Here is a 16294-nt window from a genome sequence, read left to right on the forward strand (position 1 = left end):
CCGGGCCGAGGCTCAGCCCGCGCCGAAGCGCTGGCGGATGTCCCGCGCCGTGGCCAGCGGCCGCCCCAGTGCGGTCGCGGCCTCAACCGCCTGGCGAACCAGTGCCGCGTTGTCGGGCGCGGTGCTGCCATCCTTGCGCAGCAGGTTGTTCTCGAACCCCACGCGGGCATGCCCGCCGAAGGCCGCGGCGGCGGTGATGCAGGTGTTCTCTGCCGCGCCGAACGCGCACACGGCCCAGGGCTCGGGCCCGTCGTGGGCGGCCAGAAAGGGCAGCAGGTCGCGCGGGCTCGACGTCTGGCCCGCGCTGTAGCGGCCCAGCACGAACAGCAGAAACCACGGCGCATCGGGCACCACGCCGCGGGCGCGCAGTGCCTGCCATCGGCGCAGGTCGGCCACGTCGTACAGGATGACCTGCACCATGCAGCGCCGCCGCACCAGGCCCGTGAAGAAGCGCTGCAGGCCTGCTTCGCCGATCTCGGGCTGGTCGATCTCGCGCAGGCCGATGGACACGGCCTCGGGCTGCAGCGTCTCGACCATCGCGATCTGCGCCGGGGCGCGGTACACGCCCGCGGCCTCGCTGGTGATCTGCACCACCATCGCATCGCCCACAGCGTGCTGCACCACGCGCTGGGCTTCGCGGTAGCCTTCCACGTCCAGGCTGTGGCGGCCCTGGGCGTCGCGGATGTGCATGTGGATCATGGCCGCGCCGGCCTCCAGGCAGGCCTTGGCGGTGGCGGCCAGCGTGGCCGGCGTGGTCGGCACGGCAGGGTGGTCGCTGGGCAGCTTGTAGGCGCCGTTGGGCGCCACGGTGACGATCAGCGGGTCGGCCCACTGGCTGGGTGCGCTGGCGGCGGCTTGCATGGGGTGGGCGCTCATGGCGTGGCTCCAGGGGTGGCCTGCGCGGTGGCGGGCTCGATGGCAGGCAGCTCGCTGGCCAGCAGAGCCAGGCCCTGGCGCAGCAGCGTGTCGTAGCGGGTGCGCTCTGCGCGTTTGCGGTCCTCGGGCCAGTCGAAGAAGCCCTTGCCGGTCTTCATGCCCAGCTCGCCGTTGGCCACGCGGTCGCGCAGCGCCTGGGCGGGCACGTCGGTGTTGGAAAGCGTGGGGTACATGGTGGCCGCGGCCGCGCAGTGCACCTCGATGCCCGCGTGGTCGCGCTGCAGCACCGGGCCCGCCGCCAGAAAGCGAAAGCCGAAGCCAAAGCGCACGGCGGCGTCCACGTCTTCGGGCGACGCGATGCCTTCGTCGATGAGCGCAAAGGCTTCGCGCGACAGCGCGTGCTGCATGCGGTTGGCCAGAAAGCCCGGCTTGTCCTTCTTCACCAGCACCGGCACGCTACCGCAGCGGCGCATGAAGCCGTGCAGCCACTGGCCCAGCGTGGGGTCGCTGTGCTCGCCCAGCACCACCTCCACCAGCGGCACCAGGTGCGCCGGCATGAAGAAGTGCAGGCCCAGCATGCGCTGCGCGGTGGGCAGGCCCTGGGCGATGGCGCTGATCGGAAAGCCCGAGCTGTTGCTGGCCAGCACCGCGCTGGCCGGGGCGATGGCTTCCAGCTCGGCAAACAGCTGCTGCTTGGCGGCCAGCTGTTCGGTGATGCATTCGACCACCAGCACCACGCCGTCCCAGGCCACGTCCTGCAGGCTGGCGCACACCTCCACGGGGCCTGCACTGGAGGCCAGGCCGGCGGCGTCGAGCTCTGCGGCAATGTGCGGCAAGAGCAGCTCGCGTCGTGCAGTGTGCGGGTCCACCACCGTGACCCGGGCGCCGCCTCGGGCCAGGACCACGGCCACGTCCGCACCCATGGTGCCCCCGCCCACGACCACCGTGCGTGCATTGCGCGGCGAACTGATGTCCATGCTGGTGTCTCCTTGTGTTGTCTTGCGGTGCAGTCTAGGCAGGCAGCATTGCGCGGTCCAGACGTATTTTTCGATAGACTGATCGGCCATGAAGATCAATTGGTCGGCCCGCGAGGTCGATGTGTTCTTGGCGCTGGCCGACACGCTGAGCTTTCGGCGCACCGCGCTGCAGATGCACCTGTCGCAGTCGGCGGTGTCGGGCACGCTCGCGCGGCTCGAAGAGATGCTGGGCGCGCGCCTGTTCGACCGCACCACGCGCACGGTGCAGCTCACGCAGGCGGGCGAGGTGTTTGCCGAGCAGGCCCGCTTTCTGCGCCACCAGATGGATGAGACGGTGCGACGCGTGCAGGCCGTGGCGCAGGTGCAGGTCGGGCGGCTGGCGCTGGCGGCGCTGCCGTCGCTGGCGGCGGGTGTGGTGCCGCGCGCGTTTGCGCGCTTTGCGGCGGGGCATCCGGGCGTGCACCTGGAGCTGTTCGACAGCCTGGCGGGCCCGGCGTTCGACATGGTGCGCGCAGGGCGCGTGGACTTCGCGCTCACTGCCGCCAACCCCGCGTATGCCGACCTCGACTACACCCCGCTGTCGTCCGACCGCTTCGTGCTGCTGCTGGCCCGCGCCCACCCGCTGGCGCGCGGCCGCGGTGCGCTGGCCTGGGCCGATGTGGCAGACCTGCCGCACATCTCCATGCCCGCTGGCACCAGCGTGCGGCAGTACGCCGACGAGGCGCTGCTCACGCACCGCATCCGCTTTGCGCCGCGCTACGAGGTGGAGCACCTGGCCACCATCGCGGCCATGGTGGCCGCGCAGCTGGGCGTGAGCGCGCTGCCCGAGCTGGCCGCGCAGGTCGTGCGCCGGCCCGAGGTGGTGACCCGGCCGCTCAAGCAGCCGTCGCTGCGCCGGCCCATCGGCCTGGTCACGCTGCGGGGGCGGCGCCTGTCGCTGGCGGCGGTGCAGATGGTGGCGCTGCTGCGCCAGGAGATGGACGAGGGGGCTGGTGCGTAGCGGCAGCGCCGGGGTGCCGCAATTGCACGAGCGGAGAGTGGTCTGGCAGGATATGAGGTGGTGCCGCGCCGCCGAAGCCCGGACAATGGGAGGCGTCTGCCCGGCTCCGGCGCCGGGCCTCGCGCACAGCGAGCTGCGGGTGCCGGCCCAGGCCCGCCCCGTTCCACGTCCTCTTTTTCAGGTAGCCCCACCATGAGCATTCCATCCCGCGTCAAACTCATCGATGTCGGCCCGCGCGACGGGCTGCAGAACGAGAAATCGCCCGTGCCCGCCGAGATCAAGATCGCGCTGGTGCATCACCTGCAGGACGCGGGCCTCAAAGAGATCGAGGTGACGAGCTACGTGAGCCCCAAGTGGGTGCCGCAGATGGCCGACAACCACGAGGTGATGCAGGGCGTGAACCGCGTGGCCGGCGTGCGCTACTCGGTGCTCACCCCCAACCTCAAGGGCTATGAAGCCGCGGTGGCGGACCGGCCCGACGAGATCGTGGTCTTCGGCTCGGCCAGCGAGGCGTTCAGCCAAAAGAACATCAACTGCTCCATCGCCGAGAGCATCGAGCGCTTTGCGCCCGTGGTCGAGGCGGCGCTGGCGGCGGGCATCGGCGTGCGCGGCGCGATGAGCTGCACCGTGGGCTGCCCGTACGAGGGCGAGATCGCGCCCGAGCGGGTGGAGTACCTGGCCGGCCTGCTCCAGGGCATCGGCGTGCAGCGCGTGGACGTGGCCGACACCATCGGCGTGGGCACGCCGCGCAAGGTGCAGCGCGCGCTCGAAGCCACGCTGAAGTACTTCGGCATCGACGATGTATCGGGCCACTTTCACGACACCTACGGCCAGGCGCTGTCCAACACGCTGGCCGCGCTGGAGCTGGGGGTGTGGAACTACCAGTCGTCCGTGGCGGGCCTGGGCGGCTGCCCGTATGCCAAGGGCGCCACCGGCAACGTGGCGACCGAAGACGTGGTCTACATGCTGCACGGCATGGGCATCGAGACGGGCATCGATCTTGATAAGCTCATCGATGCCGGGGCCTACATCAGTGGGTTCCTGAATCGCAAACCGAATTCCCGAGCGGCCAATGCGCTGCTGACCAAAAGAGCTGGATAGCGCCCCCTGGCGCAGAGAGGATGACCGTGTGTGGAGCTGAATTGAAGAATCTTCCCGAGGGCGTGCAGCGCGTGGCTGCGGCGCTGCAAAGCCTCGACCACCCCCACATGCCGCAAATGCTGGACGACGCTGCGCGCACCGCGCAGCAAGCGGCCGATGCACTGGGCATCCTGGTGGGGCAGGTGGCCAAGAGCATCATCTTTCGGCGCAAGAGCGACGACGTGGCCGTGCTGGTGGTCACCTCCGGCGACCGGCGCGTGGACGAGAAAAAGGTCGAGGCCCATGTGGGCGGCAAGATCGGCCGGGCCGATGCCGACTTCGTGAAGTCGCGCACCGGCTTTTCCATCGGCGGCGTCTCGCCCGTGGCGCACGCCACGCCGCCCGTGACGCTGATCGACCAGGACCTGCTGCGATTCGACGTGGTATGGGCGGCGGCGGGGCATCCGCACAGTGTGTTCCCGCTGCACCCGAGCGACCTGCAGCGCCTGACGGGCGCGCCCGTGGTGGACGTGGTGCAGGTGGTGGCACCTGGGTCTGTAGCATGAGTGCTATTGATTTGCTAGCTGCTCGCGCTCTAAAAATAAGCGCTGAAGGTCATTTTGATGCCGAGAACATCGAGGCCGTGCCTTCGCCTTGCATCTCGGTATGCCGCATGTCGCCCGACCGCAGCCACTGCGAGGGCTGCTTTCGCACGCTCGACGAGATCCGCATCTGGTCACGCGCCGATGCCAGTTTGCGCCGCGGCATCTGGGCGCAGCTGCTGGATCGCGCGGGCATCGAAGTGACCCCCCAGGAGATCCGGCCATGAAGCACATCACCTTCTACCTTGACTTCGTTTCACCCTACGCCTGGCTCGCCTTCGAGCGGCTGCCTGAAGCGCTGGAGGGGTTGAGCTACAGCGTGGCCTACCAGCCCGTGCTTCTGGGCGCTTTGCTCCAGCAGCATGCCAACCCTGGTCCGGCGGGCATCGCACCCAAGCGTGCGTGGACCTACCGCCACGTGACCTGGCTAGGCCATGCGCAAGGCACGCCGCTGCAGATGCCAGCACGCCACCCGTTCAACCCGCTGCCGCTGCTGCGCCAGGCCCTGGCCTGCAGCGATGATGGTTTCATCAACCGCTTTGTGGCCGGTACGGTGCTGCGCCATGTGTGGCAGGGCGGGCAGGATGCGCTGGATGCCGAGCGTCTGGGGGCTCTGGCGGCAGCGCTGTCGGAACAGGTCCGGCCGGGCCAGGACGCGAACAGCGAAGGGCCCAAGGCGCTGCTGCGTGCCAACACCGAAGCTGCACAGGCGGCGGGCGTGTTCGGCGTGCCTGCGTTCGCGGTGGATGACAAGCTGTTCTGGGGCTTGGACGGGTTGCCGATGCTGCGCGCCTACCTGGATGGAGACGCGTGGTTCGAGGGGCCGGACTGGGAGGCGGCTCGTCAGCTTCCATCGGGGCTTTCCGCCAAAAACTGAGCGGTTCTCGCATCCTGAAAGCGGGCGCAAGGGTTTCACCCTAAGTTGTCAGAGAGCGGTCAGTTTGGTGCAAGGTCTTGTTGGTTTCGCGTCAGAGCGTGGTCAGTGCCATCTCCAAGAATGCGTACAGCCCGCCGCAGTGCGGTCTGCACAACCAACAGGAGACTAGACACCATGGCAACCGTTCATCCCGCACCGCGGCCGATGTCGCCCGAAGAGAGGAAAGTTATCTTCGCTTCGTCGCTCGGCACCGTTTTCGAGTGGTACGACTTTTACCTGTACGGCTCGCTTGCAGCCATTATCGCCAAGCAGTTCTTCAGCGGCCTGGATGCCGGCTCGGCCTTCATCTTCGCGCTGCTGGCGTTTGCAGCGGGCTTCATTGTTCGCCCCTTCGGTGCCATCTTCTTCGGCCGCCTGGGCGACATGATCGGCCGCAAGTACACCTTCCTGGTCACCATCCTGATCATGGGTTTGTCCACGTTCATCGTGGGGATCTTGCCGACCTATGCGTCCATCGGCGTGGCGGCTCCCGTCATCCTGATCATCCTGCGCCTGCTGCAAGGCCTGGCGCTGGGTGGTGAGTACGGCGGCGCAGCCACCTATGTGGCCGAGCATGCCCCGCACGGCAAGCGCGGCGCCTACACCGCCTGGATCCAGACCACGGCCACTCTGGGCCTGTTCCTGTCGCTGATGGTGATTTTGGGCACCCGGACCGCTCTGGGCGAAGAAGCCTTTGGCGACTGGGGCTGGCGCATTCCATTCATCGTGTCGATCCTGCTGCTGGCCATCTCGGTCTGGATCCGCCTGTCGATGAACGAATCGCCTGCGTTCCAGAAGATGAAGGCTGAGGGCAAGACCTCCAAGGCCCCGCTGACCGAGTCCTTCGGCCAGTGGAAGAACCTGAAGATCGTGATCCTGGCACTCGTGGGCTTGACCGCTGGCCAGGCCGTGGTGTGGTACTCGGGCCAGTTCTATGCCCTGTTCTTCCTGACGCAAGCGCTGAAGGTCGATGGCGCCACCGCCAACATCTTTGTGGCTGTGTCGCTGCTGATCGGCACGCCGTTCTTCATCGTGTTCGGTTCGCTGTCGGACAAGATTGGCCGCAAGCCCATCATCCTGGCAGGTTGCCTGCTGGCCGCGCTGACGTACTTCCCCGTGTTCGGCGCGCTGACCAAGGCGGCCAACCCCGCCCTGGCCGAAGCACAGGCCAAGAACCAGGTGATCGTGACGGCAGACCCCAAGGAATGCTCGTTCCAGTTCAACCCCACCGGCACCTCCAAGTTCACCAGCTCGTGCGACATCGCCAAGCAGGTTCTGGCTGGCGCTTCGGTGAGCTATGAGAACGCCACGTCCGCCGCCGGCACGCCCGCCTCGATCAAGATCGGTGAGACGGTCATCTCCTCGTACACCAGCAAGGGCCTGCCTGCTGATGAAGCCAAGAAGAAGGACGGCGAGTTCAAGAAGGCGGTCGCCGATGCGCTGAAGGCTGCGGGCTACCCCACCAAGGCAGACCCCGCCCGCATCGACAAGGTCATGGTCACCGTGATCCTGACCTACCTGGTGCTGCTGGTGACCATGGTGTACGGCCCCATTGCTGCCATGCTGGTGGAAATGTTCCCGACCCGCATCCGCTACACGTCCATGTCCCTGCCGTACCACATCGGTAACGGCTGGTTCGGCGGCCTGCTGCCCACCACGGCGTTCGCCATCGTGGCCCAGACCGGCAACATGTACAACGGCCTGTGGTACCCCATCATCATTGCGGGTGCAACCGTGGTGATCGGTGGCCTGTTCATCAAGGAAACCAAGGACGTTGACATCTACGCCAACGACTGATCGGTTCTGACCGGTGTGCAGGGCCCGCCCCGCAAGGGGTGGGCCCTGTGTTCCATCAAGGGGCTTGTGCTGCCCAGTACAACCCAAGAACAGGTTCTAGAGCGCCGCGCTCCAGGCCCCTTGATTGAACAAACCCATCCAAGGAGATATTGATATGTGGAAGATTGTTGTTGGCTTCGTCCTGTTTGCAGCGTTGTCGATGTACGTGATCATCAAGGCGGGCGACAAGGCCGACATGGGCGGTGAAAAACACGGTGCGGATGCCGTGCATGCCCCTGAGTCTGCTGCCAGTGCTCCCGCCACCATGCCCGCGTCTGCGCCGGCCTCCGCAGCCAGCGCGCAATAAGCTGTCGGGCTCCCTTCCAGGCAATAGAAAAAGGAAAAAGCCTGCAGCCGAAAGGCTGCAGGCTTTTGCTTTTTATGGTGATGTAGCGGTCCTGCCGGACCACTCCTTGCGCACCTTGCGAGGCTTAGCAGACCCCGGGCGTCGATCCCCTCGCGGGCACCGCGCGAGAGAGGGGATTCATCTCTTGAAGCGGCCGTCACTCCCGATGATGGAAAGGTCGGCAAACACCAGACCGCTGTGGTCCGTGGCGCTGTAGCTCAGCTCCACCCCGCCCAGATCCCATTTTTTGATGCTTTCCAGGCCTGCGTGCAGCTTGGCACGGTCTGGCTTGGGGCCGGCGCGCTTGATGCCCTCCACCAGCACCTTGGCGCTGACGAAGCCTTCCACCATGGCGGGTGTGAGATCAGAAATGTTCTTGGCGCGGGCCAGCTCCATGGCCTCCTTGACCACCGGGTAGTTCACCGAGCGCTCGGACGGGAATACCTGGGTGACCACGACCCCCCGGGCCTGGTCGCCCAGCAGTTTCACGAAACCACCCGAGGCATTGTTGGACAGCGTCACGATCTGCCCTGACACTCCCGCCGCGCGCAGCGCCTTGATGCCGTCCACCACTGCCGCACCGGTGCCAATGAAGACTACGGCCTGCGGCTGCTTTTGGGCCACACGGGGTGCAATGGCGCTGTAGTCGGGTTTGGCGCGGTCAAACTTCTCGATAAAGAGGGCTTCCAGTTGGTTGGCCTTGAAGCCCAGTTGCGCCCCTGCCAGCCCGTCAGCGCCAAACGTGTCGTCCACATGCACGACGCCGATGCGCTTGATGCCCAGGGTGTTGAGGTGGGTGATGGCCTTTTCCACCTCGCGCTGGTAGGGCGCCCGCACGTTGAAGACGTATTTGTGCACGGGCTGATGCAGAACCATGGCTCCGGTGGAGGGGCCCACCAGCGGCACGCCGTGCTGCTCCAGCAGCGGCATGATGCCCTGGGTGTGGGGGGTGCCGCGCGTCATGAACAGCCCGATCACCCCTTTTTCCTCAATGAGGGTGCGGGTGTTTTGCAGGGTCAGCTTGGGGTCGAATTTGTCGTCCAGCGACACGATCTCCACCTTCTGGCCGCCGACGCCGCCCCGGGCATTGATGTGGTCGATGTACAGCGCCGCGCCCTGCATCGATTCGGCCACCGTGGCTGCCGCCGAGCCCGTGATGCCCACCGTCTGGCCGATAAGGATCTGGCCCTGGGCTCCGCCCACCATTGCGAAGACTGCGGCGAGGGTGGCGCCTTTGCGAAGCCATTGTGTGAGTCTCATGTTTGTCCCCAGGAAGCCTGATTGTTGGACGCGTCAATATAGATACAAATTGTGACGAAGAAACTGTAGAAACACGTAGGCCCGGACAAAACCAGGCCAGCGAAACCCGTCGGCGTCGGGTGGATGGCTCTTAGCGGCGGAACCTGCCGTCCGTGCCGATGATGGACAGGTCGGCAAAGTCCAGGCCTGTGTGGTCTTCCGGGGTGTACGAAATCTCCAGGCCACCCAGGTCGAACTTGCGCAGGCTTTCGAGCGCTGTGTGGATCTTTTCGCGGCTGGGTTTGGGGCCGGCGCGCTTGAGGCCTTCGACCAGCACCTTGGCCGCCGCATAACCCTCCAGCATGGCGGGACTGATTTCGTTCAGGCCCTTCGCCCGGGCCAGCTCCTGGGCTTCCTTGACCATGGCATAGGTCACCGCGCGTTCATTGGGATACACCTGGGTCACGATCACGCCGCGCGCGTTGTTGCCCAGGCTCTTGATGAAGCCGCCCGATGCGTTGTTGGACAGCGTCACGATCTGCGCGGCCGAGCCCGCCGTGCGCAGCGCACTGCTGGCATCGACCACCGCAGAGCCTGAGGCAATGATCAGTACGGCCTGTGCGTCAGCCTTCGACACCTTGGCGGCAATGGGGGTGAAATCAGGCTTGGCCCGGTCGAACTTCTCCGACACCACGGGCGTCAGTTTGGCGGCGGTGAGCCCCTTTTGCGCACCGATCACGCCATCGGCGCCAAAGCTGTCATCGGCAAAGACGAGTGCAATGCGGGTAATACCCATGGAGGCCAGATGCGTCATGGCCTTTTCTGCCTCGCGCTGGTAGGTGGCGCGCACGTTGAAAATGTACTTGCGCACCGGCTGGTGCAGCACCATGGCCCCCGTGGAGGGCCCGACCAGCGCCACGCCGTGCTTCTCCAGCATGGGGATGATGGCCTCGGTGTGGGGCGTGCCGCGAGTGAGGAACAGCGCCGACACGTTGTTTTCCTCGATCAGCTTGCGCGCGTTTTCTGCGGCCAGCTTGGGGTCAAACTTGTCGTCCAGCGAAGTCAGCTCGATCTTCTGGCCGTTGACGCCGCCCTTGGCGTTGACGGCATCGATGTACAGCAGGGCGCCATCGGTGGTTTCTTTGACGCCAGCCGCCACTTGCCCGGAGAAACCTGCGGTTTGTCCGATCAGGATCTGGGCATGGCCCGTGCCGCACAGCGCGGCGGCCAGGGCTGCCGTGGCTCCCCATTGTGTCCATCTGTACATGGTCGTCTCCTTGCAATTGTCTGGCCACTCTAGACAAATGCACTCTGTTTGCGAACCGGCATAACCCGATGTTGTGACAGGACTTGTCAGTAGATGCGCATTCAGGGGGTATTGCGGCACGGACAGACGGGGCATGCAGCGGTCCCTAGAATGCTCCGCCTCACCCTCGAAAAAGACTGCCCACATGACCCAGGGACTGATCCGTATCCGCGGCGCACGCCAGCACAACCTCAAGAACCTGGATCTGGACATCCGCACCGGCGAACTCACGGTGGTCACGGGCCCTAGCGGCTCGGGCAAATCGAGCCTGGTGTTCGACACGCTGTATGCCGAAGGCCAGCGCCGCTATGTGGAGACTTTCAGCGCTTACGCGCGCCAGTTCCTCGACCGCATGGACAAGCCCGCCGTGGACAAGGTCGAGGGCGTGCCTCCGGCCATTGCCATCGACCAGACCAACCCGGTGCGCTCCAGCCGCTCCACCGTGGGCACGATGACGGAGTTGAACGACCACCTGAAGCTGCTGTTCGCCCGCGCCGGCCAGCTGTTCGACAAAGCAACCGCGCAGCCGGTGCGGCACGACTCGCCCGAAACCATCTATGCCGAGCTGGCCGCGCGTTGCGCCGCAGCCGGTGATCCGCGCATCGTGCTGACCTTCCCGGTCGAACTACCCGCCAACACGTCGGCCGAGCAGGTCGAACAATGGCTGTCCGCCAGCGGCTTCACCAAGGTGCAGGCCGAGCGCGAAGTGGGCACGCCCACAGGGCCGCGCAAGGTGCTGGATGTGGTGGCCGACCGCTTCCGCCTGGGCAATGCGGAGAAGGCGCGCGTGATCGAGGCCATCGAAGTCGCGCTCAAGCGCGGAACGGGGCGGCTCAACGTGTATCGGCTGGTGGACGAAAGTGAGCCCGAGTTGTGGCGCTTTTCGACGGGCCTGCACTGCCCCGACAGCGACCTGCGCTACAGCGACCCCATTCCGTCCGCCTTCTCGTTCAACTCCGCCGTGGGCGCGTGCGACAGCTGCCGGGGCTTTGGCCGCGTGATCGGTGTGGACTACGGCCTGGTCATCCCCAACGACAAGCTCACGCTGCGCGCGGGGGCCATCAAGACCATCCAGACCCCCGCGTGGAAAGAAGCGCAGGACGACCTCATGCGCCATGCCGAGACGGCGGGCATACCGCGCGACACGCCCTGGTACAAGCTCACCGACGACCAGAAGAAATGGGTCATCGGAGGCACGCCGGGCTACAAGGACGGGCAGTGGAGCAAGCAGTGGTACGGCATCAAGCGCTTCTTCGAGTACCTGGAGAGCAAGGCCTACAAGATGCACATCCGCGTGCTGCTGTCCAAGTACCGCAGCTACACGCCGTGCCCCACCTGCGCCGGTGCGCGCCTCAAGACCGAAAGCCTGCTCTGGCGCATCGGCCGCAAGGAAGACGCCGATGCGGTGCTGGAGCCTGGAAAACGGTTCATGCCCGAGGGGGTGCAATGGTCGCGCGAGCAGCTCCAGGCGCTGCCCGGCCTGTGCCTGCACGACCTGATGCTGCTGCCTATCGACCGCCTGCGAAGTTTCTTTGATCGCATGCAGTTGCCGGTAGGCGACGATGCCAAAGGCGGCGATGCGCAAGCGCTCAAATTGCTGCACGAAGAAATCACCACGCGCCTCAGATACCTGTGCGACGTGGGCATTGGCTACCTCACGCTCGACCGGCAAAGCCGCACGCTGAGCGGTGGCGAGGTGCAGCGCATCAACCTGACCACGGCCCTCGGCACCTCGCTGGTCAACACGCTCTTCGTGCTCGACGAGCCCAGCATCGGCCTGCACCCGCGCGACATGCACCGCATCACCGAGGCCATGCTGCGCCTGCGCGATGCGGGCAACACCCTGGTGGTGGTGGAGCACGATCCGGCCGTGATGCTCGCGGCCGACCGCATGATCGACATGGGCCCCGGCCCCGGACGCCTGGGCGGGCAGATCGTTTTTGACGGCACCACGGCCGACCTGCGCAATGCCGACACGCTCACCGGCGCCTACCTGGGCGGCCGCAAGCATGTGGGCTTTGGCTTCAAGCGCATGGTGACGGAGTCCACGCCACGCCTCATCCTCGAAGGCGCGCGCGAGCACAACCTGCAGAACGTGTCGGTCGAATTCCCCCTGCAGCGGCTGGTCACCGTGACCGGCGTGAGCGGCTCGGGCAAGTCAAGCCTGATCCAGGACGTGCTGGCGCCCGCGCTGCTGCGCCACTTTGGCAAGGCCACCGACACGCCGGGCGCGCACGACCGCATGCTGGGCGCCGACCATTTGTCGGATGTCGTGTTTGTGGACCAGTCACCGATTGGCAAGACGGCCCGTTCCAACCCCGTGAGCTACGTCGGCGCGTGGGACAGCATCCGCGAGCTGTACGCCGTGGCGCCGCTGTCGCGCCAGCGCAGCTATACCGCCAGCAAGTTCAGCTTCAACAGCGGCGACGGGCGTTGCCCGACCTGCGGGGGCTCAGGCTTTGAGCATGTGGAGATGCAGTTCCTGTCGGACGTGTACCTGCGCTGCCCCGACTGCGATGGCAAGCGCTACCGGCCCGAGATTCTGGAAATCACCATCGAACGCGGCGGCCGCAGCCTCAACGTGGCGGACGTGCTCGCCCTCACGGTGGCCGAGGCCGCCGACCTGTTTGCGGGCGACCGCGATGTGATCCGCGCGCTGCAGCCCATTGTGGATGTGGGGCTCGAATACGTGGCGCTGGGCCAGCCCGTGCCCACGCTCAGCGGCGGCGAGGCGCAGCGCCTCAAACTCGCGGGTTTCCTGGCCGAGGCCGCGCGCAGCGCGTCCAAATCGCGCCAGACGGTGGCGCGCAAGGGCACGCTGTTCCTGTTCGACGAGCCCACCACCGGCCTGCACTTTGACGACATCGCCAAGCTCATGCGCGCGCTGCGCAAGCTGATCGATGCGGGGCACTCGCTCATCGTCATCGAGCACAACCTCGATGTGATTCGCGCCAGCGACTGGCTCATCGACCTGGGCCCCGAGGGCGGCTACGCGGGCGGCCTCATCGTGGCCGAGGGCACGCCCGAAGATGTGCGCCAGCACGCCACCTCGCACACCGGCCTGGCCCTGCGCGACTACGAACTGACCCTGGGCATCGGTGGCCACTCGGTGCACGAAAAAGCTGCTACGCTACGAAAACAGGAGCGTGCAGCGCTTATGGATAAAGCGCCAGCGGCGAAAAACGCCATTGAAATCATCAACGCCAAGGAGCACAACCTCAAGAACCTGAGCGTGGACATTCCGCGCGGCAAGTTCAACGTGGTCACCGGCGTGAGCGGCTCTGGCAAGTCCACGCTGGCGTTCGACATCCTGTTCAACGAAGGCCAGCGCCGCTACCTCGAATCCCTCAATGCCTATGCGCGCTCCATCGTGCAGCCCGCAGGCCGGCCCGAGGTGGATGCGGTGTACGGCATTCCGCCCACCGTGGCCATCGAGCAGCGCCTCTCGCGCGGCGGGCGCAAGTCCACCGTGGGTACCACCACCGAGGTGTGGCACTTCCTGCGCCTGCTGTACGTCAAGCTCGGCACCCAGCACTGCACCAAGGACGGCGCCGCCGTGCAGCCGCAGACCCCTGAGAGCATTGCCGCGCAGTTGCTCACGCAGTTCCGGGGCCAGCACATTGGCCTGCTTGCGCCGCTGGTGATGAACCGCAAGGGCGTGTACACCGAGCTGGCCGACTGGGCGCGCCCGCGTGGCCACACGCACCTGCGCGTGGACGGCAACTTCTTGCCCACCACCAATTTTCCGCGCATCGACCGCTTCAAGGAACACACCATCGAGCTGCCTGTGGCCAGCCTCGATGTGTCGCCCGAGAACGAAGCCGCGCTGCGCACGGCACTGGCCGAGGCGCTCACCCATGGCAAGGGTGTGGTGCATGTGCTGAGCGACATGGCCAGTCTGCGCGCTGCGATGGAAAGCGGCCAGCCCACGGCGGGCATTGGCACGCTGCAGGCGTTTTCCACCAAACGCGCCTGCCCGGTATGCGCCACCAGCTATGCCGAGCTGGACCCGCGCCTGTTCTCGTACAACAGCAAACACGGCTGGTGCCCCGACTGCGTGGGCACGGGCGTCAAGCTCACCAAGGACCAGCGCAAGGTGTTTGACGACTCGGTGCAGGACGACAAGGAAAAAGGCCGCGAGCAGACCTTTGCCGAGCCCGAGGTGGAAGACCTGGTCGACACGGCCTGCCCGAGCTGCAGTGGCACACGCCTGAACGCCACCGCGCGTGCTGTGCAGTTTGCAGGCGTAGGCATTACCGACATTGCCGCGCTGTCCGTGACGGATGTGCGCCGCTGGATCGAGACCCTGCGCATCGAAGGTGGCATGACCCAGCGCGAGGCCGACATCGCCCGCGACCTGGTGCCCGAGATCCAGAGCCGCCTCGAATTTCTGGAAGAAGTGGGCCTGGGCTACCTCACGCTGGACCGGGGGGCGCCCACGCTCAGCGGTGGCGAGGCGCAGCGCATCCGCCTGGCCGCGCAGCTGGGCAGCAACCTGCAGGGGGTTTGCTACGTACTCGACGAGCCCACCATCGGCCTGCATGCCCGCGACAACCAAATTTTGCTCAACGCCCTGCACAAGCTGGGCGACAAGGGCAACACGCTGGTGGTGGTGGAGCACGACGAGGACACCATCCGCCGTGCCGACCACATCATCGACATTGGCCCCAGCGCGGGCAAACGCGGCGGGCGCCTGGTGGCGCAGGGCAGCGTGGCCGACATCACGGGGGCCGAAGACTCGCAGACCGGCCGCTACCTGCTGCACGCGATGAAGCACCCGCTGCAGCTGCGCCGCAGCATGGCGCCCAGTGCCGTGAGCGCCGAGGCCACGGCCGCTTTTGCACAGTCCGAGGCGGCGGCTCCCACCGGCCGGCAGAGTGCGGCCGTCAAGAAGCGTGCGGCCCAGGCCGCATCGCTGGCGGCTGACGCGTTGACCGAGGCCAAGGAACGCGCCGCCATGCGCTGGCTCACCGTGCATGGAGCGCAGCTGCACAACCTGCAGAACGTGACAGCCACCGTGCCGCTGCACCGCTTGGTGGCGGTGACGGGTGTGAGTGGCTCGGGCAAGTCCACCCTGGCGCGCGACGTGCTGCTCGCTAATGTGCAGGCCTGGGTGCAGCAGCGCAGCACCAAGGCCGGACGTGATGCCATGGATGCAGGCAAGGCGCCGCCGCTGGTGGGTTGTACGGGCCTGTCGGGCTTCGAGAGCATTGACCGTGTGCTCGAAGTGGACCAGACACCCATTGGCAAGACGCCGCGTTCCTGCCCCGCCACCTACATCGGCTTCTGGGACACCATCCGCAAGCTGTTTGCCGAAACGCTGGAGGCCAAGGCACGCGGCTATGCAGCTGGGCGCTTCAGCTTCAACACCGGCGAAGGCCGCTGCCCCAGCTGCGAAGGCGCAGGCGTGCGCACCATCGAGATGAGCTTCTTGCCCGATGTGAAGGTGCCCTGCGAGACCTGCCACGGCGCGCGTTTCAACCCCGAGACGCTGGCCGTGACCTGGCGCGGCAAGAGCATCGGCGACGTACTGCAGATGGAGGTGGACGAGGCTGTGGGCTTCTTCGCCACCATGCCCAGCATTGCGCACCCACTGCAGCTCCTGCAGGACGTGGGCCTCGGCTACCTCACGCTGGGGCAGCCCTCGCCCACGCTGAGTGGTGGCGAGGCGCAGCGCATCAAGCTGGTGACCGAGCTGACCAAGGTGCGCGACGAGGTGGGCCGCCGAGGGCAGAAGGCGCCGCACACACTGTATGTGCTGGACGAGCCCACCGTGGGCCTGCACATGGCCGACGTGGACAAGCTCATCCGCGTGCTGCACCGCCTGGTGGATGGCGGCCACAGCGTGATCGTGATCGAGCACGACCTGGATGTGATCGCCGAAGCCGACTGGATTCTGGACCTGGGGCCGGAGGGCGGCAACGCGGGCGGGCGCATTGTGGCTGCAGCAACACCTGAGGACGTGGTGGCCGCAGGCACGCACACCGGCAAGGCGCTGGCGACTGTGCTGGCACGCTGAGGCGCGCCGGCGGTGTGATGGTCGTGTGAGTGAGGGCGGCGGCAGGGTGCGAGCCCGGTGTTTGGCGCACACCCCTGTCGGCCCGTGTCCTACGCAT

At 66.4% G+C, this 16294-nt stretch carries 12 protein-coding genes; 8 read left to right on the forward strand and 4 right to left on the reverse strand.

The features are described 5' to 3' along the window. Nucleotides 1-12: 12 nt before the first annotated feature. Nucleotides 13-876, reverse strand: a complete 864-nt coding sequence (locus tag ASE52_RS10330; RefSeq protein ID WP_057225933.1) for a 3-keto-5-aminohexanoate cleavage protein — start codon at nucleotides 874-876, stop codon at nucleotides 13-15. Then, entirely contained in the window at nucleotides 873-1853 is a 981-nt protein-coding gene (locus ASE52_RS10335) for a 3-hydroxyacyl-CoA dehydrogenase NAD-binding domain-containing protein (protein ID WP_057225935.1), read from the reverse strand. Before ASE52_RS10335 ends, ASE52_RS10330 begins: the two co-directional genes overlap by 4 nt. 88 nt (nucleotides 1854-1941) lie before the next feature. Here ASE52_RS10335 and ASE52_RS10340 point away from each other — a divergent pair, with 88 nt between their 5' ends. From ASE52_RS10340 to ASE52_RS10370, 7 genes are all read left to right on the forward strand, one after another. Continuing rightward, a complete protein-coding gene (locus tag ASE52_RS10340; RefSeq protein ID WP_010466723.1) occupies nucleotides 1942-2853 on the forward strand; it encodes a LysR family transcriptional regulator in 912 nt (303 codons plus the stop codon). A gap of 192 nt (nucleotides 2854-3045) precedes the next feature. Then, complete coding sequence (locus ASE52_RS10345; protein ID WP_057225937.1) at nucleotides 3046-3954, forward strand: hydroxymethylglutaryl-CoA lyase; 909 nt, start codon at nucleotides 3046-3048, stop codon at nucleotides 3952-3954. 26 nt (nucleotides 3955-3980) lie between these two features. Further along, a complete protein-coding gene (locus ASE52_RS10350) occupies nucleotides 3981-4499 on the forward strand; it encodes a YbaK/EbsC family protein (protein ID WP_057227142.1) in 519 nt (172 codons plus the stop codon). Next, complete coding sequence (locus ASE52_RS10355; RefSeq protein ID WP_029414365.1) at nucleotides 4496-4762, forward strand: DUF1289 domain-containing protein; 267 nt, start codon at nucleotides 4496-4498, stop codon at nucleotides 4760-4762. Before ASE52_RS10350 ends, ASE52_RS10355 begins: the two co-directional genes overlap by 4 nt. Continuing rightward, nucleotides 4759-5412: a 2-hydroxychromene-2-carboxylate isomerase gene (locus ASE52_RS10360; RefSeq protein ID WP_057225939.1), complete on the forward strand. Its 654-nt coding sequence runs from the start codon at nucleotides 4759-4761 to the stop codon at nucleotides 5410-5412. The genes ASE52_RS10355 and ASE52_RS10360 overlap by 4 nt, the downstream gene beginning before the upstream one ends. A gap of 174 nt (nucleotides 5413-5586) precedes the next feature. Further along, nucleotides 5587-7248: an MFS transporter gene (locus ASE52_RS10365; protein WP_029414364.1), complete on the forward strand. Its 1662-nt coding sequence runs from the start codon at nucleotides 5587-5589 to the stop codon at nucleotides 7246-7248. A 154-nt stretch (nucleotides 7249-7402) separates the two neighbouring features. Continuing rightward, nucleotides 7403-7594, forward strand: a complete 192-nt coding sequence (locus tag ASE52_RS10370; RefSeq protein ID WP_010466710.1) for a hypothetical protein — start codon at nucleotides 7403-7405, stop codon at nucleotides 7592-7594. A 177-nt stretch (nucleotides 7595-7771) separates the two neighbouring features. On the opposite strand, the gene ASE52_RS10375 is transcribed toward ASE52_RS10370, so the two are convergent. Next, complete coding sequence (locus tag ASE52_RS10375; RefSeq protein WP_010466708.1) at nucleotides 7772-8839, reverse strand: ABC transporter substrate-binding protein; 1068 nt, start codon at nucleotides 8837-8839, stop codon at nucleotides 7772-7774. Between the two features lie 184 nt (nucleotides 8840-9023). Then, the gene (locus ASE52_RS10380) at nucleotides 9024-10139 is read right to left on the reverse strand and encodes an ABC transporter substrate-binding protein (protein ID WP_010466706.1); all 1116 of its coding nucleotides are present in this window, start codon (nucleotides 10137-10139) and stop codon (nucleotides 9024-9026) included. Nucleotides 10140-10323: 184 nt separating this feature from the next. On the opposite strand from ASE52_RS10380, the gene uvrA reads away from it, so the two are divergent. Then, on the forward strand, nucleotides 10324-16197 hold the full coding sequence (uvrA, locus tag ASE52_RS10385) for an excinuclease ABC subunit UvrA (protein WP_057225940.1): 5874 nt from the start codon (nucleotides 10324-10326) through the stop codon (nucleotides 16195-16197). Nucleotides 16198-16294 lie beyond the last annotated feature (97 nt).

It is taken from the genome of Acidovorax sp. Root275, from assembly GCF_001428965.1.
GTDB classification, from domain to species: domain Bacteria; phylum Pseudomonadota; class Gammaproteobacteria; order Burkholderiales; family Burkholderiaceae_C; genus Acidovorax; species Acidovorax radicis.